This window comes from Pseudomonas putida (assembly GCA_029953615.1).
Lineage (GTDB): Bacteria > Pseudomonadota > Gammaproteobacteria > Pseudomonadales > Pseudomonadaceae > Aquipseudomonas.
The window spans coordinates 756,573-778,933 of record CP124529.1; the positions used below are offsets into that span (position 1 = coordinate 756,573).

Here is a 22,361-nt window from a genome sequence, read left to right on the forward strand (position 1 = left end):
CCCCACAGATTTCGAGGTCTGTGATATCCCTGTGGGAGCGGGCGAGCCCGCGAAGAAGCCAACAGCGCTATCGAGCCTTACTCAGCAGCAGGCTTGCGCTTCTTCAGCGGCGCCAGGCCGTCAGCGCTGGCCAGCGGTGCGTTGGCCTTCGGTTTGGCGGTTGGCTTGCGCTTGGCGGCTGCCTTCTTGTCACCGGTCTTCTTCTCGACCTTTTTCTTCTTGCTGCCAGCCGCCTTGCCGGAGGCCTTCACCTTCTTCGGCCCGCTGTAGGTGCCCTTCACTTCCTTGATCACCCGGCGCTCGAACTGCTGCTTGAGGTAGCGCTCGATGCTCGACATCAGGTTCCAGTCGTTGTGGGTGATCAGCGAGATCGCCAAGCCCTCGCCACCGGCACGGCCGGTACGGCCCACACGGTGCACGTACTCGTCACCGCTGCGCGGCATGTCGAAGTTGATCACCAGGTCCAGGCCATCGATGTCCAGGCCACGGGCCGCCACGTCGGTGGCCACCAGCACCTTGGAGCTGCCCTGCTTGAAGCGGTCCAGGGCCAGCTTGCGGTCCTTCTGGTCCTTCTCGCCGTGCAGCACGAAGGCCTTCACATCCTTGGCCACCAGGTGGCCGTAGATGCGGTCGGCCAGGGCGCGGGTGTTGGTGAAGATGATCGCCTTGTCGAAGGTTTCGTTGGCCAGCAGCCACTGCACGATTTGCTCTTTGTGCTGGTCGTGGTCGGCGGTGATGATCTGCTGGCGGGTGCCTTCGGCCAGCTGCGAGACGCTGTTGAGCATCAGGTGCTCAGGGTCTTTAAGCACCTTGCCGATCATGTCGCGCAGGGCCGCACCACCAGTGGTGGCAGAGAACAGCAGGGTCTGCTGGCGGTTCTCGCACTCCTTGCACAGGCGCTCCATGTCTTCGGCGAAGCCCATGTCGAGCATGCGGTCGGCTTCGTCGAGGATCAGCACCTGCACGTGGGACAGGTCGAGGTTGCCGGCATTGAGCTGCTCGAGCAGGCGGCCCGGGGTGCCGATCAGCACGTCCGGTACCTTGCGCAGCATGGCGGCCTGTTCCTTGAAGTCTTCACCACCGGTGACCAGGCCCGACTTGATGTAGGTGAACTGCGAGAACAGCTGTACCTGCTTGAGGGTCTGCTGGGCCAGTTCACGGGTCGGCAGCAGGATCAGCGCGCGGATCTCGACACGGCGTTCGCGCAGGTCGACCAGGCGGTTGAGCAACGGCAGCACGAAGGCTGCGGTCTTGCCGCTGCCGGTCTGGGCGGTCACGCGCAGGTCACGCCCTTGCAGGGCCAGGGGGATGGCCGCGGCCTGCACCGGGGTTGGCTCGACAAAGTTAAGCTCGGCCACGGCTTTAAGCAGGCGTTCGTGCAGGGCGAATTGGGAGAACACGGAGGTAACCTCAGGCAAGTGCGGGAAAATGTCAGTTGCATAGGGTAACGTTTTCTGCCGCCTTAGCCGAATTTCTTTTGGCAACTTTGTCGCCATCCGCGCTCTAATAGCGCTTCGTTTGGCAACAAAGACTGTACGCAAGCCCATGGATATCCAACGAATCTGGCGTGACTCACTCGACCTGTGGGGCACCCTTGACCAACATCCGATGCTGCACGCAGCCATTGGCCTGGCGGTGCTGCTGCTGGTTTCTCTGGTCATCGGCCGCCTGGCACGCTTCCTGGTGCTGCATGGCGCCCGCCTGCTGGCCCGCCAGCCAGCGCTGAAGTGGCTGGACGACCTGCGCAACAACAAGGTGTTCCACCGCCTGGCGCAGACCACACCATCACTGGTGCTTCAGTTCGGCCTGAAGCTGGTACCCGAGCTGTCCGACACCGCCCAGCACTTCCTTGGCAATGTCGCCCTGGCCTTTACCCTGCTGTTCATGACCATGGCGCTGTCGTGCCTGCTGGATGCCCTGCTCGACATCTATGCCCGCACCGAACACGCCCGCACCCGCTCGATCAAGGGCTACGTGCAGCTGGCCAAGATGATGCTGTGGATCTTCGCCTCCATCGTCATCGTCGCCACCCTGATCGACCGCTCGCCCCTGTTGCTGCTTTCCGGTCTGGGTGCCATGTCGGCAGTGCTGCTGTTGGTGTACAAGGACACCTTGCTGTCGTTCGTCGCCAGCGTGCAGCTGACCAGCAACGACATGCTGCACGTGGGCGACTGGATCGAAATGCCCCAGGTGGGCGCCGATGGCGATGTGGTGGACATCACCCTGCACACGGTGAAAGTGCAGAACTTCGACAAGACCATCGTCTCCATCCCCACCTGGCGCCTGATGAGCGAGTCGTTCCGCAACTATCGCGGCATGCAGCAGTCCGGTGGCCGGCGGATCAAGCGCAGCCTGTTCATCGATGCCGCCGGGGTGCGCTTTCTCACCCGCGAAGAAGAGCAGCGCCTGAGCCAGGTGCACTTGCTGGCCGACTACCTGGCCGGCAAGCGCCAGGAGCTGCAGCGCTGGAACGAGGCTATGGGACCGGTGGCCGAGCTGTCGGCCAACCGCCGCAAGCTGACCAATATCGGCACCTTCCGCGCCTTTGCCCTGGCCTATCTGAAAAACCACCCCAACGTGCACCCGAACATGACCTGCATGGTGCGGCAGATGCAGACCACCGCCGAGGGCGTACCGCTGGAGATCTACTGCTTTACCACCACCACGGTGTGGGCGGATTACGAGCGGATTCAGGGGGATATCTTCGATTATCTGCTGGCGGTGTTGCCGGAGTTCGGGCTGAGTTTGTATCAGCAGCCGAGTGGCAATGACATGCGGGTAGGGTTGAGCGGGCGCGTAGCGCAAGAGCCTGTGCCGCGCCGGCTGGAAGACATGAGCGAGGCTTGAGATTGCCGGGGCTGCTTCGCAGCCCATCGGCGCGGTTCGTCGCCACGACAAGCCAGCTCCCACAGGTACTGCACACGTCTCGAATTTTTGCGCGGTGCCTGTGGGAGCTGGCTTGCCGGCGATGGGCCGCAAGGCGGCCCCTTTCCGTGTCAGGGCCGAGTCAGGGGTGCGCATTCAGGGTTGGCGAAAGCCGCTTGCTCTCACGCCCATGGACCATGCAATACAGCGCGCCAGCCAGGATCAACCCCATCGCCCAACTGATGTCCGCCCCCAGCCACTCGGCCACGAACCCCGTGTAGAACGACAGCTTCATGAACGGGATGGTACCGATGATCGACACGGCGTACACACTCAGGCTTCGACGATTGAAGCATCCATAAGGCCCCTTGGCGTCATACAGCGCCCCCACATCATAGTGGCCGCGGCACACCCAGTAGTAATCCACCAGGTTGATCGCGCTCCAGGGGATCAACAGGTACAACTGGCCGATCAGGATGTCGGCAAAGAACGTATCGAAATTGTACTGGGTGGCGATGGCGATCACCGTTGCCGCTGCGGTCAGCCCAGCCATTACCAGGGCCTTGGCAGTGGCGGTCACGCGCCGGATGGTCTTGAAGGCGCCAAAGATCGTGACCGACGACATGTACGCGCTGTACAAGCACAGGACGTTGTACTGAATCACCCCCAACGCAATCACTGCCAGCGCCAACGGCGCCCACGGGCCGAACAACGCGGCAATGGCCGTGGCCGGGTCATGCCCCAGGGCCGAGGGCAACTCCACAGCTACCAGCGCGCCCAATGCCATCATGGCGAAGGAGCCCAGCGCACAACCGCAATAAGTGGCCCAGAACGTGGCGCGCGGGTTGACGTTGGCCGGGAGGTAGCGCGAGTAATCGGCCACATAGGGGCCATAGCCCAGCGTCCACGAGGCCGATTGGGCCACGATCAGGTTGAACGCGGTGAACGAAAAGCCGGTACTCACCGCCGTCGTGGTTGCCATGTCGCCGGGGTGCAGCAGGATCAACACCAGGGCGCCAGCAAAAACCAGCGTGGACAACAGACTCATCCACGCGCCCAGGCGGTGGATCAGTTCGTAGCCGACAAAGCCGATGACAAAGGTCAGCAAGCCAACCACCACAATGGCCTGGTCATCGCTCATGGGCACCAGCGCCTGCAGGGCATTGCGCATCAGCACACCGCTGGCGGCGAGGAACAGGACTGCGGCCGTGACCATCACCAGCAAAGGCAGCGCCGCCCCATGGACACCGAACTGCGCCCGGCTCTGGATCATCTGTGGCACGCCCAGGTGCGGCCCCTGGGCAGAGTGCGCGGCCATGAACACGGTGCCGATCAGGTTGCCGACCAACAGGGCCAGCAAGGTCCAGCCCAGGCTTAGCCCGGACGCCACGCCCAGGGTGCCGACCATCAGGGCGGTTATCTGAAAGTTGGAGCTGAACCAGATGGTGAACAATCGTTTCGGCGTGCCATAACGCTCAGCGTGTGGGACGAATTCGATACTTCGCGTTTCTAGCTTCACGCCGGTCTCCCGATATTATTTTCATGATTATCGGGTAGGTACCGGCGGGATTTGGGTTCAGTAACGAACGCGTCATAGCTGGCTGCGCCATGGCTTGCTTGAAACCGTCAGGGTGCCCAGGCGGCTCATCCACACCGACGCCAGGATCACCGCCCCGCCGATGAACAGCCTGCCCAGTGGCTCGTCCTGGTTCCAGATCAGCAAATTGAGCAGCAACCCTACCGGCACGTGCAGGTTGTTCATCACCGCCAGCGTAGCGCCGGAAACCAGGCACGCGCCCTTGTTCCACCAGTACAGCCCCAACGCTGTCGGGCACAGGCCCAGGAACAGCAACACCAGCCACTGCACGTTGGTGGTCGGCAGGTGCTGGGCGTTGCCGAACAGCAGGAACGCCGGCAACACCACGAGCAAGGCGCCGAGGTAGAAGTAGCCAAAGCGCTTGTAGTGCGGCAGGTCGCTGGGGTAGCGGGCGACCAGGTGGCGGTACAGCACCTGGCCGGCGGCATAGGTGAAGTTGGCCAGTTGCAGCAGCAGGAAGCCGATGAAGAACTCGCCACTGATGGTGTCGAAGCGGATTACCGCAGCACCGGCCACCGCCACCAGCGCTGCCACTAGGGCCCAGGGGTTGAAGCGCCGGTTCAAGGCGTCTTCGATCAGCGTCACGTGCAACGGCGTGAGAATGGTGAACAGCAGCACCTCCGGCACAGTGAGCACGCGAAAGCTCAGGTACAGGCAGACGTAGGTGATGCCGTACTGCAGCGCACCGATCAGCAGCATCGCGCGCATGAAGCGCGGCTCGACCTGGCGCCAGCGGGTCAGCGGCAGGAATACCAGGCCAGCCAGCACCACGCGCGCGAGCACGGCAAAGTAGCTGTCGACGTGCCCGGCCAGGTATTCGCCGATCAGGCTGAAGGAAAACGCCTGGATCAGCGCAACGATAATCAGGTAGCCCATGGTTGCCTCTCGGGGATCAAGGCCGCGACCTTAGCGGGTTGCGGGGAATGAGTTCAACCATGAGGAATGTGGGGCTGTGCCGGCCTATTCGCGGTGGTAAACCCGCTCCCACAGGGACACCACTGATCTCAGGTGCCGTGATATTCCTGTGGGAGCGGGTTTACCCGCGAAGAGGCCGGCACAGGCCCCCACAAAATTCACAGGCATAAAAAAGCCCGGCCATGCAGGCCGGGCAGGTACACCCAAAGGAGCAAAACCAGGTGTCAGGGTTGGGAATTCGCTAAGCCTCAGGCCACCGCCGCCAGCCTGGCCTTGGCCTGGTTGACGCCCTTCTCGTGGAAGTCAGGGCTCATGTTCAGGCCTTCGGCATGGATGAATTCGACATCGTGAATGCCGATGAAGGCCATGACCTGGCGCAGGTAGGGTTCCTGGTGGTCGCTGGTGGCGCCAGCATGGATGCCGCCACGGGCCGTCAGTACGATGGCGCGCTTGCCGGTCAGCAAGCACTGCGGGCCGGTGGGGGTGTACTTGAAGGTGATGCCGGCACGCAGCACGTGGTCCAGCCAGGCCTTGAGGGTGCTGGGGATGGTGAAGTTGTACATTGGCGCAGCCATCACCAGGACGTCGGCAGCAAGCAATTCATCGGTCAGTTGGTTGGATCGTGCCAGCGCTTCCAGTTCGGCAGCGCTGCGTTGTTCCTCAGGCTTCATCCAGCCACCCAGCAGGTTGGCGTCCAGGTGTGGCACCGGGGTCACGGCCAGGTCGCGCACGCTGATCTGATCGGCCGGGTGGGCAGCCTGCCATTGCTGGATGAAATCACGGGTCAGCTGACGGGAAACGGAATCCTGCTGGCGGGCGCTGCTTTCGATGATCAGTACGCGGGACATGGGGTGCCTCCATCGGCAAAAAGGGTTGCGATTCGATGGAGGTGAGATTACGGCTTGACCTATCGATAAAAAAGCGTAAAAAATGGGTTCAATCTATCGATTTATCAGCTTATTCTGCCGTGCAGTTCAAGGCGATCCGTAGTTTGATGATTTGCCGGTTGAACTTGGCGGTGACATCGACGCTTTTACCAGCCGGTACGTTCACCCGGCGCACCCGTGGTGCTTCCGGGCCGTTGCGGAAGGTCACCTTGCACGCCGCCGGCACCTGCCCATAGTTGTTCAGGGTGATGGCGCCTATGTCGTAGGCCGTGTCATAGGCGGTGTAGTCGAGCTTGACCCCGGTCAGTTCCTTCTCCACGTCGATGGGATACGCCATGGCCCCGAGGGGCAGGCACATCAGTATTGCCGCACAACATTTCTTCATGGGCCGCTCTCCTTGAAAGAGCGCAGCTTAGGACAACAGGAGCGAAAGATGAAAGCGCCGCGCGTAACCCTTGACCAGTGGCGAACCCTGCAGGCAGTGGTCGATCACGGCGGGTTTGCCCAGGCCGCCGAGGCACTGCACCGCTCGCAGTCATCGGTCAGCTACACCGTGGCGCGCATGCAGGAGCAGCTGGGCGTGCCGCTGCTGCGCATCGACGGGCGCAAGGCGGTGCTCACCGAAGCCGGCAATGTTCTGTTGCGCCGCTCGCGCCACCTGGTCAAGCAGGCCAGCCAGCTCGAAGACCTCGCCCACCACATGGAGCAGGGCTGGGAGGCCGAGGTCCGCCTGGTGGTCGACGCCGCCTACCCCAGTGCCCGCCTGGTACGTGCCCTGGCCGCGTTCATGCCGCAAAGCCGCGGCTGCCGGGTGCGCCTGCGTGAAGAAGTGCTCTCTGGTGTCGAGGAAGTGATGCACGAAGGCATCGCCGACCTGGCCATCAGCAGCTACAGCATCGGTGGCTATCTGGGCGCCGAACTGAGCGCGGTGGAGTTCGTCGCCGTCGCCCACCCCGAACACAGCCTGCACCGCCTGGGCCGCGAACTGACCTTCCAGGACCTGGAAAGCCAGTTGCAGGTGGTGATCCGCGACTCTGGCCGCGCCCAGCCGCGCGATGTCGGCTGGCTGGGCGCCGAGCAACGCTGGACCGTCGGCAGCCTGGGTACCGCCGCTACCTTCGTCAGCAGCGGCCTGGGCTTTGCCTGGCTGCCCCGCCACATGATCGAGCGCGAGCTGCGCGAAGGCGTGCTCAAGCCGTTGCCGCTGGATCAGGGTGGCAGCCGCCACCCACTGTTCTACCTTTATTCGAGCAAAGAGAAGACCTTGGGCCCGGCTACGCAGATTCTCATCGACCTGCTGCGCAATTTCGACACCGCCCCCCTGGATGTGCCCTTCGCAGCCCCCCCGCAAGCCTGAGAGGACCGCGCCAATGGCCTATTTCGAACACGAAGGATGCGCACTGCATTACGAGGAATATGGCCAGGGTGAACCCTTGGTATTGCTGCATGGCCTGGGCTCCAGCTGCCAGGACTGGGAGCTGCAGGTACCGCTGCTCAGCCGCCACTACCGGGTAATCCTCATGGACATTCGCGGCCACGGCCGCTCCGACAAGCCACGCGACGGCTACCAGATAGCTACCTTCAGTGCCGACCTGCTGGCCCTGCTCGAACACCTGCATACCGGCCCCGTGCACTTCGTCGGCCTGTCCATGGGCGGCATGGTCGGCTTCCAGTTCGCCGTCGATCACCCGCAGTGGCTGCGCAGCCTGTGCATCGTCAACAGCGCCCCCGAGGTCAAGCGCCGCACCCGCAGTGACTGGGCATGGTGGCTCAAGCGCTGGGGCCTTGCGCGCCTGCTTAGTGTCGAAACCGTCGGCAAGGGCCTGGCCGAGCGCCTGTTCCCCAAACCGCAGCAGGCCGAACTGCGGCAGAAGATGGCCCAGCGCTGGGCCCGCAACGACAAGCGCGCCTATCTCAAGAGTTTCGACGCCATCGTCGACTGGGGCGTGCAGGAACGCATCAGGCAGATCCACTGCCCTACCCTGGTGATCGCCGCCGATCACGACTACACCCCGATACAACTGAAAGAGCGCTATGTCGCTTTGATGCCCCATGCCAGGCTGGTAGTCATCGACGATTCCCGGCACGCTACACCCCTCGACCAACCCGAGGTCTTCAACCAGACCCTGCTGCAGTTCCTTGCAGCCGCTTCCACCTCTCAAGGATCTTTGAGCCCATGCTGAAAAAACTCCTGCTCACCGCCTGCTCGGTCGCCTTCGCCACCAGCGTCATGGCCTCCGACAAGACCCCGCACGTACTGCTGGACACCAGCTTCGGCCAGGTCGAAATCGAGCTGAATGCCGAGAAGGCGCCGGTCAGTACCAAGAACTTCCTCGAGTACGTCGACAGCGGCTTCTACAACAACACCATCTTCCACCGCGTGATCCCGGGCTTCATGGTCCAGGGCGGCGGCTTCACCGACCAGATGGTGCAGAAGAACACCCGAGCCCCGATCACCAACGAAGCCGGCAACGGCCTGCAGAACACCCGTGGCACGCTGTCCATGGCCCGTACCCAGGACCCGAACTCGGCCACCAGCCAGTTCTTCATCAACGTGGCCGACAACGACTTCCTCAACCCTGGACGTGACCGTGGCTATGCCGTATTCGGCAAGGTGACCAAGGGCATGGAGGTGGTCGACCAGATCGTCAATTCGCCGACCACCATCAAGAAAGGCATGCGCGATGTACCGGCCGACCCGGTCTACATCAAGTCGGCCAAACGCATCGACTGACCGCAGGCTTCACAGGGACGTGAAACCGCCTGAGGGCCGGATGGAACAGGAGTGTCGTTACCCATGCTGTACCGTCGTTTTGAACAACTGATCGACATCTTCCGCGACGCGCCAAGCGAGTCGCCACCCGGCCAGGTGTGGCCGTTCTACCTGTACTACCTGCGCCAGGTGTGGCCGAGCTTTCTCGCCCTGCTGGTGGTCGGCCTGTTCGCCTCGCTGATCGAGGTGGCGATGTTCAGCTACCTGAGCCGCATCATCGACCTGGCCCAGGGCACGCCCAATACCGACTTCTTCAGTGAGCACAGTGGCGAGCTGATCTGGATGCTGGTGGTGATCCTGCTGCTGCGGCCATTGTTCTTCGGCCTGCACGACCTGCTGGTACACCAGACCATCAACCCCGGCATGACCAGCCTGATCCGCTGGCAGAACCACACCTATGTGCTCAAGCAGAGCCTGAATTTCTTCCAGAGCGACTTTGCCGGGCGCATCGCCCAGCGCATCATGCAGACCGGCAACTCGCTGCGCGATTCGGCCGTGCAGGCGGTGGATGCGCTGTGGCATGTGCTGATCTACGCCATTACCTCGCTGGTGCTGTTCGCCGAGGCCGACTGGCGCCTGATGCTGCCGCTGCTGCTTTGGATCATCGGCTACATCGCCGCGCTGTACTACTTTGTGCCACGGGTGAAGGAACGTTCGGTGATTTCCTCCGACGCCCGCTCCAAGCTGATGGGGCGCATCGTCGACGGCTACACCAACATCACCACCCTCAAGCTGTTCGCCCATACCGACTACGAACAGCAGTACGCCCGCGAAGCGATCAGCGAACAAACCGAGAAAACCCAGCTGGCCGCGCGCGTGGTCACCAGCATGGACGTGGTCATCACCACCCTCAACGGTTTGCTGGTGGTCGCCACCACCGGCCTGGCGCTGTGGCTGTGGAGCCAGTCGCTGATCACCGTTGGCGCCATCGCCCTGGCCACCGGCCTGGTGATCCGCATCGTCAACATGTCGGGCTGGATCATGTGGGTGGTCAACGGCATCTTCGAGAACATCGGCATGGTCCAGGACGGCCTGCAGACCATCGCCCAGCCGGTCACCGTCACCGACCGGCCCAATGCGCCGGCACTCAAGGTCACTCGCGGTGCGGTGCGTTTCGATGACGTGGACTTCCATTACGGCAAGGCCGCCAACGTGATCGAAGGGCTCAACCTGGACATCCGTCCGGGCGAGAAAATCGGCCTGATCGGCCCGTCCGGGGCAGGCAAGTCGACCCTGGTAAACCTGCTGCTAAGGCTGTATGACGTGCAAGGCGGGCGCATTCTCATCGACGGCCAGAACATTGCCGAAGTGAGCCAGGCCAGCCTGCGCGCGCAGATTGGCATGATCACCCAGGACACCTCGCTGCTGCACCGCTCGATCCGCGACAACCTGCTGTATGGTCGTCCCGGTGCCAGCGAGGCGGCGCTGCACGAAGCGGTGCGCCGGGCCCGCGCCGACGAGTTCATCCCGCAGCTGTCGGACGCCCAGGGCCGCACCGGTTTCGATGCCCATGTGGGTGAGCGCGGGGTCAAGCTGTCGGGCGGCCAGCGCCAGCGCATCGCCATTGCCCGAGTGCTGCTGAAAAATGCACCGATCCTGATCATGGACGAGGCCACTTCGGCGCTGGACTCGGAGGTGGAGGCAGCGATCCAGGAAAGCCTGGAGACGCTGATGCAGGGCAAGACGGTCATCGCCATTGCCCACCGGCTTTCCACCATTGCGCGGATGGACCGGCTGGTGGTGCTGGACAAGGGGCGGATCGTCGAGAGTGGCAGCCATACTGAGCTGCTGGAGCAGCAAGGGTTGTATGCCCGGTTGTGGCATCACCAGACCGGGGGGTTTGTCGGGGTGGACTGATTTCCTGTGCCGGCCTCTTCGCGGGCTTGCCCGCTCCCACAGGATCACCACAGACCTTGAAAACTGTGCCGTACCTGTGGGAGCGGGCAAGCCCGCGAAAGGGCCGGCACAGCCAATATAAATGGATCAGTCCCGGCGATAGGGCAACATCCCCCGGGCCTCCTCGGCATAGGCCCGCACCCCTTCCCGCTCCTGCACCAGAAAATCCTCCACCGCCCGCCGCAACCCCGGGTGCAGCAGGTAGTGCCATGACCGCGTCAGCACCGGCTCGAACCCGCGAATCAGCTTGTGCTCCCCCTGCGCCCCGGCATCGAAACGCTGCAAACCCTCGGCAATGGCAAAGTCCATGCCCTGGTAGAAACAGGTCTCGAAATGCAGCCGGTCGAATTCATCCAGGCACCCCCAATAGCGGCCAAACAGGCTGTCGCCCCCCACCAGGCTCAGGGCCATGGCCACATCACGGCCACCCTGCCGCGCCATCACCACGCGCAGCGCCTCGGGCATGCGCTCCGCCAGCAGGCTGAAGAACTCACGTGTGAGGTAGGGCGCACGGCGGCGCACGGCGTAGGTATTGGCGTAGCAGCGGTAGACGAAATCCCACTGCGCCTCATCCAGTTCCCCCCCACGGTACCAGCGGAATTCGATACCGTGCCCGGCCACCTGTTCACGCTCCTTGCGCATCTGCTTGCGCTTGCGCGAACTCAGGCTGTCGAGAAAATCCTGGAAGTCACGGTAGCCGTGGTTGCGCCAATGAAACTGGCAACCCAGGCGCTCCATCCAGCCCGGCAGGCCGGCCAACTGTTCGTCCAGAGCAGGCTCGGTGAAATTTATGTGCACACCAGACAGCCCGCCCTTGCCCAGGTACTCAGGCAACGCCTGTAGCATCAGCAAGCCATCGGCAGGCTCGGCGGCGAGCAGGCGCGGGCCGCTGACCGGGCTGAACGGCACGGCACCGAGCAGCTTGGGGTAGTAGGCAATGCCGGCCCGCTCACAGGCATCGGCCCAGCCATGGTCGAACACGTACTCGCCAAACGAGTGCCATTTGCGGTACGCCGGCAGCAGCGCCCGTACCTGCCCGTCACGTTCCAGCACCAGGTGTTCGGCGGCCCACCCGGTGATGCGCGCGACGCTGCCGCTGTCCTCCATGGCACTGAGAAACGCATGGCGCAGGAACGGTTGGCCGGCCGGCACCAGGGCATCCCAGGTGGCCGCCGGAAGATCACGCAAATGGGCAAGGCTGTACAGGCTGGTCACGGTTTTGGCTCGCTGTTTCAAGGTACCCAGTATCGCCAAGGAAGGCCCGCCACTCAAATCACCAACGCCGGGCCGGATCCTTTTAACTCAATTACTTAACGGCAGTGCCACCAATTCGACATTAATCTGTCATTCGCCCCCGCAATACTTGCGCCTGTTTTCCGGAACCCCAGAACCTGTCTATTCAGGCCCTTTCCGAAGACATGCCAATACAGGGGCGGGCGCTTGAGCCTCCCCCATCTTATTCAACAGGGAGAACCTTATGCGTCTTGTTTCTACACTTACAGCGGAGTGAGCCTCACCGGCATGATGCTGGCTCTGAGTACTCCGGCCAGTGCAGCTGTCGACGCCAAGCTGCTCGAAATGCTCCGCGCCAATGGCTCGATCAACCAGGCGCAGTACAACGAACTGCAGGCGGACCTGGCTCAAGAAACCAAGGAAAAGGCCGCTCAGAAAGCTCAGTCCGAACGGATGAGCTCCTTTGAACAAAAAGTGGCATGGGCCGCCAAGACCCAGGTCAAGGGGGATCTGCGCCTGCGTTACGAAGATGTCAACGTAGACGACCCGAACAGCAGCAGCGGCAACCAGGACCGCCAGCGCGTGCGTGCCCGTGTCGGCTTCTATAGCGAAATCAACCCGCAGGTCGACGCCGGCATCCGTATCGCTACCGGCAGCAGCGCCGACCGCCGCTCGACCAACCAGAGCTTCGACAACTACTTCGACAAGAAGTCGCTGTGGGTCGACCAGGCCTACCTTGACTGGCACCCGACCGCCGTTCCCAACCTGCACCTGATTGGTGGCAAGATGGCGCAGCCATGGGTGAGCATGGGCGACATCATCTGGGACAGCGACATCAACCCGGAAGGCGTGGCAGCCACCTACAAGACCGACCTGGGCGGGGCCGAAGTGTTCGCCAGCGCCGGTCAGTACACCCTCAAGGACAACGTCGATGGCGACGGTGTGCAATACAAGCATGACGCACAGGTTTACCACGGCCAGCTGGGCGCCAAGTTCGCGCCGGCAGATGTGCTCAAGCTGACCGTCGGTGCCAGTATCTATGGCTACGACAACGACAAGGAAGCAACCATTCTGCAGTCGTTCGGCAACACCACCAACGAATTCAACCTGGTGGAAGGCTTTGGCCAGCTGGACTTCACCGGCTTTGCCATACCGCTGTCTGCGTACGGCCAGTACGTGAAGAACACCGAAAGCACCGATGGCGAAGACCAGGCTTGGCTGGCTGGCCTGAAAACCAAGGTCGGCGCCTGGAGCCTGGACTACAACTACCGCGATGTGCAGCGTAACGCGGTGGTCAGCCTGTTCACCGACTCCGACTTTGGCAACGGCTTTACCGGTTCGCGCGGGCACAAGTTCAAGGTCGGTTATGAAATCGACAAGAACTTCTCCCTGGGCGCAGCTTACCTGATGGCCAAGACCGATCTGTCGCAATTGCCCAACAGCGATGCCGATGTAGATACCCTGCAGGTAGACCTGGAAGCCAAGTTCTAAGCAACACCCTGCACTGCGTCACCTGAAGCGGGAAATGCCGACCCCATCCGGCGTTTCCCGCTTTTTTTTGCCTGGTAGAAATGCGCCGGCCTCTTCGCGGGCTTGCCCGCTCCCACAGGATCACCACAGATCATGAGAACTGTGCAGTACCTGTGGGAGCGGGCAAGCCCGCGAAGAGGCCGGTACAGGCGCCAGATAAATCAGCGCTTGCGCAGGATCACGCTACCAATCGAATACCCCGCACCAAACGAGCTCAACACCCCCAGCGAGCCCTTGGCACAGGTCGTCCTGGTACAGGTGGAAGGCAATCACCGACCCCGCCGAGCTGGTATTGGCATAACGGTCGAGAATCACCGGCGCATCTTCCTCGGCCACTTCACGCCCCAGCAGCTTCTTGACGATCAGGTGATTCATGCTGAGGTTGGCCTGGTGCAGCCAGAAGCGCTTCACATCGCTCGGTTGCAGCCCGTTTTCCTGCAGGTGCTCACCGATCAGCTCGGCTACCTTCGGGCACACTTCGCGGAACACCTTGCGGCCTTCCTGGATGAACAGCTTGTCCGCCGCGCCCTCGCCCTCTTCCGCCGCGCGGTTGAGGAAGCCGAAGTTGTTGCGGATGTTGTTGGAGAACTCGGTCCACAGCTTGCTGCTGACAATGTCGAACTGGTGCGCCGAGGTGGCCTTGTCGGCACGCTCGAGCAACACCGCCGTGGCGGCATCACCAAAAATGAAGTGGCTGTCACGGTCACGGAAGTTCAGGTGGCCGGTGCACACCTCAGGGTTCACCATCAGCACCGCGCGCGCCTGGCCCAGGGCAACGCTGTTGGCGGCGGTCTGGATGCCGAAAGTGGCCGAAGAGCAGGCCACGTTCATGTCGAAGGCAAAGCCCTGGATGCCCAGCGCCTGCTGCACTTCGATGGCGATGGCCGGGTACGGGCGCTGCAGGTTGGAGCAGGCGACGATCACCCCGTCGACATCGGCCGCCGTACGACCGGCGCGCTCCAGGGCCTGCCGGGCAGCGGCCACGGCCATTTCGCAGAGCACCGATGGCTCGTCATTGGAGCGCTCGGGCAAGCGTGGCTTCATGCGCTGCGGGTCGAGGATGCCGGCCTTGTCCATGACGAAGCGGCTCTTGATGCCCGAGGCCTTCTCGATGAACGCCGCATCGGACAGCGGCGCCGCTTCGACTTCACCGCGCTCGATGGCAGCGGCGTTGTCCTGGTTGAACTGCTGCGACCAGGTGTTGAAGGAGGCCACCAGTTCTTCGTTGGAAATGCTCTGGGCCGGGGTGTACAGGCCGGTGCCGCTGATCACGACGTTATGCACGGTCGTTCCTCTGGTCAAAGGCCATCGCCACGGGGCGCTGGCTGGAAACATGACAGGTTAATGGCACTTTAGTACCAGTTTTCAGTCGAGGGCTGCGCCCTCGTTCGCAGGCACGCCCGCTCCCACAGGGAACGTGTCGCGCCGCGAAGGGCCGCAAAGCGGCCCCAAATTGCATCAATATTGCCACATCCGGGGAAGTTTAGCCCTCCACCTGGCTCCATTGCTTGCTCAATCGCTTGTCGGAAATCGGCACCTTGGTCCCCAGTTGCTGGGCAAACAGCGACACCCGATATTCCTCCAGCCACCAGCGGTACAGGGTCAGTTGCTCATCACGCTTGCCTTCCTGGGCATGCTTGTCGGCACGGGCCTTGTACTGCGCCCACAGGTTCGCCAGCTCACCACTCCACACCCGGTCCTTCTGCACCTGCGAACCCAGCTTCTCCAGGCGCAGTTCCACAGCTTTCAGGTAACGCGGCAGCTCCTTGAACCAGGCCGCCGGGGTTTCGCGCACGAAGCCCGGATACACCAGGTTGCCGAGCTGTTGCTTGATATCGTTCAACGCCACCGCCTGGCTCAGGTCGATCTTGCCCTTGAAGCGCTTCTGCAGCCCATGCCACAGCTTCAGCACTTCCAGCGTCTGCCGTGCCAGGCGCTCGGCATGTTCGGCCCAGCTGCCGCGCTTGCGCTCGGCCAGGCCAGCCAGGGCCGCACCATCGCGTGGCAGCGGCTGTTCGCCTTCAAGGATGCAGCTGTCCAGGCTGGCCAGCAGAATATCCTCGACCAGCGCCTCGACCCGGCCCATTTCCCGGTACAGCAGGCCCAGTTCGGTAAGCCCCGGCAGCTTGCCGCGCAGGTACTTGGCCGGCTCGGCCAGTTGCTGCAGCAACAGGCGCTGCAAGGCGCGGCGGTGCTGGAACTCGGCTTCGGCCTGGGTCGAGAAGCGCCCTTCGCGCACGGTGCCGCCCTCTTCCACCAGCGCCGGGTACACGGTCATCGACAGGCCGGCAATCTTCTGCTGCGCGGTCTGCTTCACCTCGCTGAAGGCCTTGGCCTGCACCGGCTGCTCGCTCCTGGCGTCACGCGGCACGGCCAGCGCTGCCTGGCTGGCGGCGGCAAAGCGCGCGGTCAGCTCTGCCAGATCGCGGCCCTCACCCAGGAACTTGCCCTGGCCATCGACCACTTCGATGTTCATGCGCAGGTGGCCTTCGACCAGGTTGACCGACTCGTCCCAGGCCTCGTCGGGCACACGGGCGCCGGTCATGCGCAGCAGTTCCTGGCCCAGGGCCTGCGGCAGTGCGCCCTGGCCGAAGGTCATGCGCGCCAGCGAGGCCTTGACGAAGTCCGGCACCGGCACGAAGTTCTTGCGCAGGGCCTTGGGCAGGTTGCGCACCAGCGCCACGCACTTGGCTTCCAGCAGGCCCGGCACCAGCCATTCCAGGCGCTCGCCCGGCAGGCTCGGCAGCAGCGGTGCCGGCACCCGCACGGTCACGCCATCGCGGGGGTGGCCGGGCTCGAAGTGGTAACTCAGCGGCAGGCGCAGTTCGCCCACCTGTAGGCTGTCGGGGTACTGCGCGGCGGTGACTTCGCTGGCCTCGCGGGCCAGCACGTCTTCCTCGCGCATGATCAGCAGGTTGGCGTCCTTCTGGCTGCCCATGCGGTACCAGCTGTCGAAGGTCGCGGTCTGGTGGATTTCCGCCGGCAGACGCGCTTCGTAGAAGGCGTAAAGCGTCTCTTCGTCGGCAAGGATGTCGCGGCGGCGGGCCTTGGCCTCCAGCTCGTCGAGCTCTTCCAGCAGGCGCTTGTTGGCCGCCAGGCACTTGGCCCGCGACTGGATTTCGCCACCCACCAGGCCTTCGCGGATGAACAGCTCGCGCGAGGTGACCGGGTCGATCGGGCCGAAATGCACCGGCCGGCGGCCAACCAGAATCAGGCCGTACAGGGTGATCTGCTCGTAAGCCACCACCTGCCCGCGCTTCTTCTCCCAGTGCGGCTCGAAGTGGTTCTTCTTGACCAGGTGGCCGGCCAGCGGCTCGATCCAGTCCGGCTCGATCCTGGCCACCATGCGTGCGTACAGTTTGGTGGTTTCGACCAGTTCGGCCGCCATCACCCACTGCGGGCGCTTGCGCCCCAGGCCCGACGACGGGTGCACCCAGAAGCGCCGCTGACGGGCGCCCTGGTAATCGCCTTCTTCGGTCTTCTGGCCGATCTGGCTGAGCAGGCCACTGAGAATGGCCTTGTGCATTTTCGGGTAGTCGGACGGGTCCTTGTTCACTGTCAGCTGCAGGTCACGGCAGATCAGCGCCAGCTGGCGATGGGCATCGCGCCATTCGCGCAGGCGCAGATAGTTCAGGAAGTTCTTGCGGCACCAGTTGCGCAGCGGGTTGGCGGTCAGCGCCTGGCGCTGTTCCTCGAAGCCACGCCACAGGTTGACCAGCGCGGCGAAGTCGGAATCCACGTCCTTCCATTGCGCGTGCGCCTGGTCGGCGGCCTGCTGGCGCTCTGGCGGGCGCTCGCGCGGGTCCTGCACCGACAGCGCACTGGTGACGATCAGCACTTCCTGCAGGCTGCCCAGGCGGGCGCCTTCGAGCAGCATGCGGCCCAGCCGCGGGTCGATCGGCAGGCGCGCCAGCTGGCGGCCGATCGGCGTCAGCTGGTTCTCGCGGTTGACCGCCGACAGCTCCTGCAGCAGGTTGAAACCGTCGCTGATGGCCTTGCCATCCGGCGGCTCGATGAACGGGAAGGCGTCGATTGCGCCCAGGCGCAGGTGCAGCATCTGCAGGATAACTGCCGCCAGGTTGGTGCGCAGGATTTCCGGGTCGGTGAACGCCGGCCGGCTGTTGAAATCCTCTTCGCTGTACAGGCGCACGCAGATGCCCGGCTCGACCCGGCCACAGCGGCCCTTGCGCTGGTTGGCACTGGCCTGCGACACGGCCTCGATGGGCAGGCGCTGGACCTTGGGCGCGGTAGCTGTAGCGGCTGATGCGCGCGGTACCGGTATCGATCACGTAGCGGATGCCGGGCACGGTCAGCGAGGTTTCCGCGACGTTGGTGGCCAACACCACACGGCGCCCGGTGTGCGGCTGGAAGATGCGCTGCTGCTCGGCCGGCGACAGGCGCGCGTACAGCGGCAGGATCTCGGTGTGGCGCAGCTGCGCCTTGCGCAGGATCTCGGCAGCATCGCGGATCTCTCGTTCGCCCGGCAGGAAGATCAGCACATCGCCGGGGCCCTTGCCCTCACTCCGCTCGTGGAGCGCCAGCTCATCCAGCGTGGCGAGGATGGCCTGGTCGACGGTGAGGTCGTCCTCGATCTGGTTGCCCTCCTCGTCCTGCTCGCTGGTCAGCGGGCGGTACCAGGTTTCCACCGGGAAGGTACGCCCGGACACCTCGATGATCGGCGCGCCGTCGAAGTGCCTGGAAAAGCGTTCCAGGTCGATGGTCGCCGAGGTGATGATCAGCTTCAGGTCCGGGCGACGGTGCAGCAGGGTCTTCAGGTAACCGAGCAGGAAGTCGATGTTCAGGCTGCGTTCGTGGGCTTCGTCGACGATGATCGTGTCGTAGCGCTCGAGGAAGCGGTCGTGCTGGGTTTCGGCCAGCAGGATGCCGTCGGTCATCAGCTTGACCAAGGTGTTGGCGTCGCTCTGGTCCTCGAAGCGCACCTGGTAGCCGACCAGCCCGCCCAGCGGCGTGCCCAGTTCTTCGGCGACCCGCGCGGCAACGCTGCGGGCGGCGATCCGGCGTGGCTGGGTGTGGGCGATCAGGCCATGGCTGCCACGGCCCAGTTCCAGGCAGATCTTCGGCAACTGGGTGGTCTTGCCCGAGCCGGTTTCGCCCGCGATCACCAGCACCTGGTGTTCGGCCAGGGCTTTCTTGATTTCGTCACGCTTGGCAGCGATTGGCAGGCTGTCGTCGTAGCGCACGGTCGGCACGCTCTGCTGGCGCGCAGTGACCTGGGCACAGGACGCCTGGACCTTTTCCACCCACTGCGCCAGCTTGGCCTCGTCTGGGCGCTTGCGCAGTTCGTGCAATTGCCGGCGCAGGCGATGGCGGTCGGCGATCATGGCGTGGTCGAGGTTTTGCAGCAGTTTGTCGATGGCGTGGTCAGTCATGGGGCTTTTTAATGATGCAGGTGGGCCTGCTTTTTCATGATCGGCATTCGAAGGATGCGCGATTGTCGCAGATTTGCCGGGTTTCTGCTGCCTGTGCCGGCCTATTCGCGGGCTCGCCCGCTCCCACAGGGACCGCGCAACATTCAGCCTTGATGCAATCCTGTGGGAGCGGGCAAGCCCGCGAATAGGCCGGCACAGGCAGCCAAATGTTTAGCCAAGTGCGATGTAAAGGTTGCCATTCACTGCTTTAATCAACCTTACGCCGCATGTGAGTATCAAAGGCATGATTCCCGCCCAGCCCATCGCCCCACCGTCGTCCCGCCCTTCGCTGCCGAAGGCCCGGCGCCGTGCGCGGTGAAAATCCGCTGGTCCACATCATCCTTGCCTTCTGGGCCCTGTGGCACTGCCGTCACGCACGCCCACCGGATATCTCGCTCTCGCCTTTGTGACCAAACCCGGCCGTCGTCTGGCCGTTTGACTCAGCCGGGCCGCCTGCATGCGCGGTGGCCCGTGCACCCGCGAGCGAATTCATCATGCACTTTGCACCCGTAGAGCAGGCCAGCCGTTTTCTGGCCGACAACCCCGATATCGAGCTGTTCGAATTGTTCATCCTCGACGCCAACGGCGTACCGCGCGGCAAGCTGCTGCACCGCGAGGAACTGCTGGCCGTGTACCAGAGCGGCCGGCCACTGCCCAGCACCATTCTCGGCCTGACCCTGAACGGCGACGACGTGGAAAACTCCGGCCTGGTGTGGGAGGTGGGTGATATCGACTGCCGCGCCTACCCGCTTGAAGGCAGCCTGGTGCGCCTGCCCTGGCGCCGGGTGCCAACCGCCGCGGTACAGGTGAGCATGCACCCGACCGAGGGCCTGCCGGCCAGCATCGCCGACCCGCGCCACGTGCTGCTGCGTACCATCGAAGCACTGAAGGCCGATGGCTACCACCCGGTGATGGCCTGCGAGCTGGAATTCTACCTGCTCGACCAGCAACCCGATGCCCAGGGCCGCCCGCAACCGGCACTGGACAACGACGGCGGCCGCCCACGCACCACCCAGGTGTATGGCCTGCGCGAACTGGAGCAGATCGAGCCGTTCCTTGCCGACCTCTACGCCGCGTGCAAGGCCCAGGGCATCCCGGCCCGCACGGCGATTTCGGAATATGCCCCCGGCCAGGTGGAAATCACCCTCGAGCACGGCGACGCCTTGCAGGCAATGGACCAGGCCGTGCGCTACAAGCGCCTGGTCAAAGGCATTGCCCATGCCCATGGCATGCAGGCCTGCTTCATGGCCAAGCCGTTCGCGCAACTGGCCGGCACCGGCATGCACATGCATCTGAGCCTGGCCGACAGCGCCGGCAACAACCTGTTCGCCAGTGAGGACAAGGCCGGCACCCCGCTGCTGCGCCAGGCGGTGGCCGGCATGCTGCGCCACCTGCGCGAATCGCTGCTGCTGTTTTGCCCCAACGCCAACTCGTTCCGCCGCTTCCAGGCCAACAGCTATGCACCGCTGGCGCCGACCTGGGGCGTCGACAACCGTACCGTGAGCCTGCGCATACCGGGCGGCCCGGCCAACAGCCGGCATGTGGAGCACCGCATCTGCGGCGCCGACGCAAACCCCTACCTGGCCGCTGCGGCGATCCTCGCCGCCAGCCACCGCGGCATCCGCGAACAGCTGGACCCGGGGGCACCGGTGCAAGGCAACGGCTATGCCCAGGCCACCGAACACCTGCCCACCGACTGGCTCACTGCCCTTGATGCCCTGCAGCACTCCAGCTGGGCGCGCGAAGCACTGGGCGAGGACTTCCTTGGCGTGTACCTGAAGGTCAAGCGCGCCGAGTACCGCCAGTTCATGGCCGAAGTCAGCGAGCAGGACTGGCGCTGGTACCTGCACCAGGCCTGAGCCCCCGATTACAAGGAATCCCCATGAATGCAGCATTGAACAAAGGCCCGGCGCAGCGCGCGCAGTCCTACTACAGCGCCACCCTCAACGACAACACCGAGTACCCGCAACTCAAGGGCACGGTACAGGTGGATGTGGCGATCATCGGCGGCGGCTTCACCGGCGTGGCCACGGCGGTGGAACTGGCCGAGCGTGGCCTGAAGGTGGCCATCGTCGAAACCAACCGCATCGGCTGGGGTGCCAGCGGGCGCAACGGCGGCCAGGTCACCGGCAGCCTGTCGGGCGACGAAGCCATGCGCTCGCAGATGCGCAACCGCCTGGGTGCCGAGGTCGATGACTTCATCTGGCACCTGCGCTGGCGCGGGCACCAGGTGATCGAGCAGCGCGTGGCGCGCTACGGCATCGACTGCGACCTCAAGCGCGGCCACCTGCATGCGGCGATGAAGCCCTCGCACATGGACGAATTGCGCGCCTTCGAGGCCGAGGCCCGGCGGCGCGGCATGGGCGAACAGGTGCAACTGCTGGACCGCGATGGCATGGCCGAGCACCTGCAAAGCCCGCTGTACCTGGGCGCGCTGAAGAACCTGCGCAACCTGCACCTGCACCCGCTCAACCTGTGCCTGGGCGAGGCCCGTGCTGCCCATGGCCTGGGGGCGCTGATTTTCGAGAACTCCGAAGTACTGGACATCGTCCACGGCCCGCGCCCGGCGGTGGTCACCGCCCACGGCCGGGTCGAAGCGCGTCAGGTGATGCTGGCCGGCGATGTGTACCACAAGCTGGAGAAGCGCCAGCTCAAGGGCAAGATCTTCCCCGCCATGGGCGGCATCGTCACCACCGCGCCGCTGGGGGAACTGGCCGAGCAGATCAACCCGCAGGACCTGGCGGTGTACGACTGCCGCTTCGTGCTCGACTACTACCGCCTGACCGCCGACAAGCGCCTGCTGTTCGGCGGTGGCGCCAACTATTCCGGCCGTGACTCACGGGATATCGAAGGCGAACTGCGCCCGTGCATCGAACGCACCTTCCCGGCATTGAAAGGCGTGCCGATCGAGTTCCAGTGGAGCTGCGCCATGGGCATCGTGGTCAACCGCATCCCGCAGTTGGGCAAGCTGTCGGACAACGTGTGGTACTGCCAGGGCTATTCGGGGCACGGGATTGCTACCAGCCACATCATGGGCGAGATCATGGCCGAGGCGCTGACCGGAACACTGGAAAAGTTCGACACCTTTGCCCAGTGCAAGCATGTGCGGGTGCCAATGGGGGATCTGCTGGGGAACCCGCTGTTGGCGGCGGGGATGTGGTATTACCAGATGCTGGAGAAATTGCGCTGAAGCATTCGCGGGCACGCCCGCTCCCACAGGTACAACGCAGCCCTCT

The 22,361-nt window shown here is 63.8% G+C and carries 13 protein-coding genes and 3 pseudogenes; 8 read left to right on the forward strand and 8 right to left on the reverse strand.

Annotated features, from left to right (window positions below; all coding sequences use genetic code 11):
* Positions 1-77: 77 nt before the first annotated feature.
* Positions 78-1,400, reverse strand: coding sequence for a DEAD/DEAH box helicase (locus QIY50_03540; protein ID WGV21348.1), 1,323 nt, complete (start codon positions 1,398-1,400; stop codon positions 78-80).
* A gap of 145 nt (positions 1,401-1,545) precedes the next feature.
* Between QIY50_03540 and QIY50_03545 the strand changes: the two genes are divergently transcribed.
* Entirely contained in the window at positions 1,546-2,847 is a 1,302-nt protein-coding gene (locus QIY50_03545) for a mechanosensitive ion channel family protein (GenBank protein WGV21349.1), read from the forward strand.
* A 160-nt stretch (positions 2,848-3,007) separates the two neighbouring features.
* On the opposite strand, the gene QIY50_03550 is transcribed toward QIY50_03545, so the two are convergent.
* The 4 genes from QIY50_03550 to QIY50_03565 form a co-directional block, all read right to left on the reverse strand.
* Positions 3,008-4,384 (reverse strand): cytosine permease, encoded by a 1,377-nt coding sequence (locus tag QIY50_03550; protein ID WGV21350.1) that lies wholly within the window; start codon positions 4,382-4,384, stop codon positions 3,008-3,010.
* A gap of 72 nt (positions 4,385-4,456) precedes the next feature.
* Complete coding sequence (locus tag QIY50_03555; GenBank protein ID WGV21351.1) at positions 4,457-5,338, reverse strand: carboxylate/amino acid/amine transporter; 882 nt, start codon at positions 5,336-5,338, stop codon at positions 4,457-4,459.
* A 287-nt stretch (positions 5,339-5,625) separates the two neighbouring features.
* Positions 5,626-6,225: an FMN-dependent NADH-azoreductase gene (locus QIY50_03560; GenBank protein WGV21352.1), complete on the reverse strand. Its 600-nt coding sequence runs from the start codon at positions 6,223-6,225 to the stop codon at positions 5,626-5,628.
* A 109-nt stretch (positions 6,226-6,334) separates the two neighbouring features.
* The gene (locus QIY50_03565; protein ID WGV21353.1) at positions 6,335-6,649 is read right to left on the reverse strand and encodes a 3-phosphoglycerate kinase; all 315 of its coding nucleotides are present in this window, start codon (positions 6,647-6,649) and stop codon (positions 6,335-6,337) included.
* Between the two features lie 48 nt (positions 6,650-6,697).
* Between QIY50_03565 and QIY50_03570 the strand changes: the two genes are divergently transcribed.
* The 4 genes from QIY50_03570 to QIY50_03585 all read left to right on the forward strand — a co-directional run bounded on the left by QIY50_03570 (position 6,698) and on the right by QIY50_03585 (position 10,894).
* Entirely contained in the window at positions 6,698-7,621 is a 924-nt protein-coding gene (locus QIY50_03570) for a LysR family transcriptional regulator (protein ID WGV21354.1), read from the forward strand.
* A gap of 13 nt (positions 7,622-7,634) precedes the next feature.
* Complete coding sequence (locus QIY50_03575; GenBank protein WGV21355.1) at positions 7,635-8,447, forward strand: alpha/beta hydrolase; 813 nt, start codon at positions 7,635-7,637, stop codon at positions 8,445-8,447.
* Entirely contained in the window at positions 8,441-8,998 is a 558-nt protein-coding gene (locus tag QIY50_03580) for a peptidylprolyl isomerase (GenBank protein ID WGV21356.1), read from the forward strand. Before QIY50_03575 ends, QIY50_03580 begins: the two co-directional genes overlap by 7 nt.
* 63 nt (positions 8,999-9,061) lie before the next feature.
* Entirely contained in the window at positions 9,062-10,894 is a 1,833-nt protein-coding gene (locus QIY50_03585; GenBank protein WGV21357.1) for an ABC transporter ATP-binding protein, read from the forward strand.
* A 126-nt stretch (positions 10,895-11,020) separates the two neighbouring features.
* Here QIY50_03585 and QIY50_03590 read toward each other — a convergent pair whose 3' ends face one another.
* Positions 11,021-12,148: a GNAT family N-acetyltransferase gene (locus tag QIY50_03590; protein ID WGV21358.1), complete on the reverse strand. Its 1,128-nt coding sequence runs from the start codon at positions 12,146-12,148 to the stop codon at positions 11,021-11,023.
* Positions 12,149-12,410: 262 nt separating this feature from the next.
* On the opposite strand from QIY50_03590, the pseudogene QIY50_03595 reads away from it, so the two are divergent.
* Positions 12,411-13,657, forward strand: a pseudogene (locus QIY50_03595) (putative porin).
* Between the two features lie 200 nt (positions 13,658-13,857).
* Here QIY50_03595 and QIY50_03600 read toward each other — a convergent pair.
* Positions 13,858-14,980 (reverse strand): annotated as a pseudogene (locus tag QIY50_03600) (beta-ketoacyl-ACP synthase III).
* A 199-nt stretch (positions 14,981-15,179) separates the two neighbouring features.
* Positions 15,180-19,086, reverse strand: a pseudogene (hrpA, locus tag QIY50_03605) (ATP-dependent RNA helicase HrpA).
* Positions 19,087-19,619: 533 nt separating this feature from the next.
* Between hrpA and QIY50_03610 the strand changes: the two are divergent.
* Complete coding sequence (locus QIY50_03610) at positions 19,620-20,984, forward strand: glutamine synthetase family protein (GenBank protein WGV21359.1); 1,365 nt, start codon at positions 19,620-19,622, stop codon at positions 20,982-20,984.
* A gap of 23 nt (positions 20,985-21,007) precedes the next feature.
* Positions 21,008-22,315 carry an FAD-binding oxidoreductase gene (locus QIY50_03615; GenBank protein WGV21360.1) on the forward strand — a complete coding sequence of 436 codons (1,308 nt, stop codon included), beginning with the start codon at positions 21,008-21,010 and terminating at the stop codon, positions 22,313-22,315.
* Positions 22,316-22,361 lie beyond the last annotated feature (46 nt).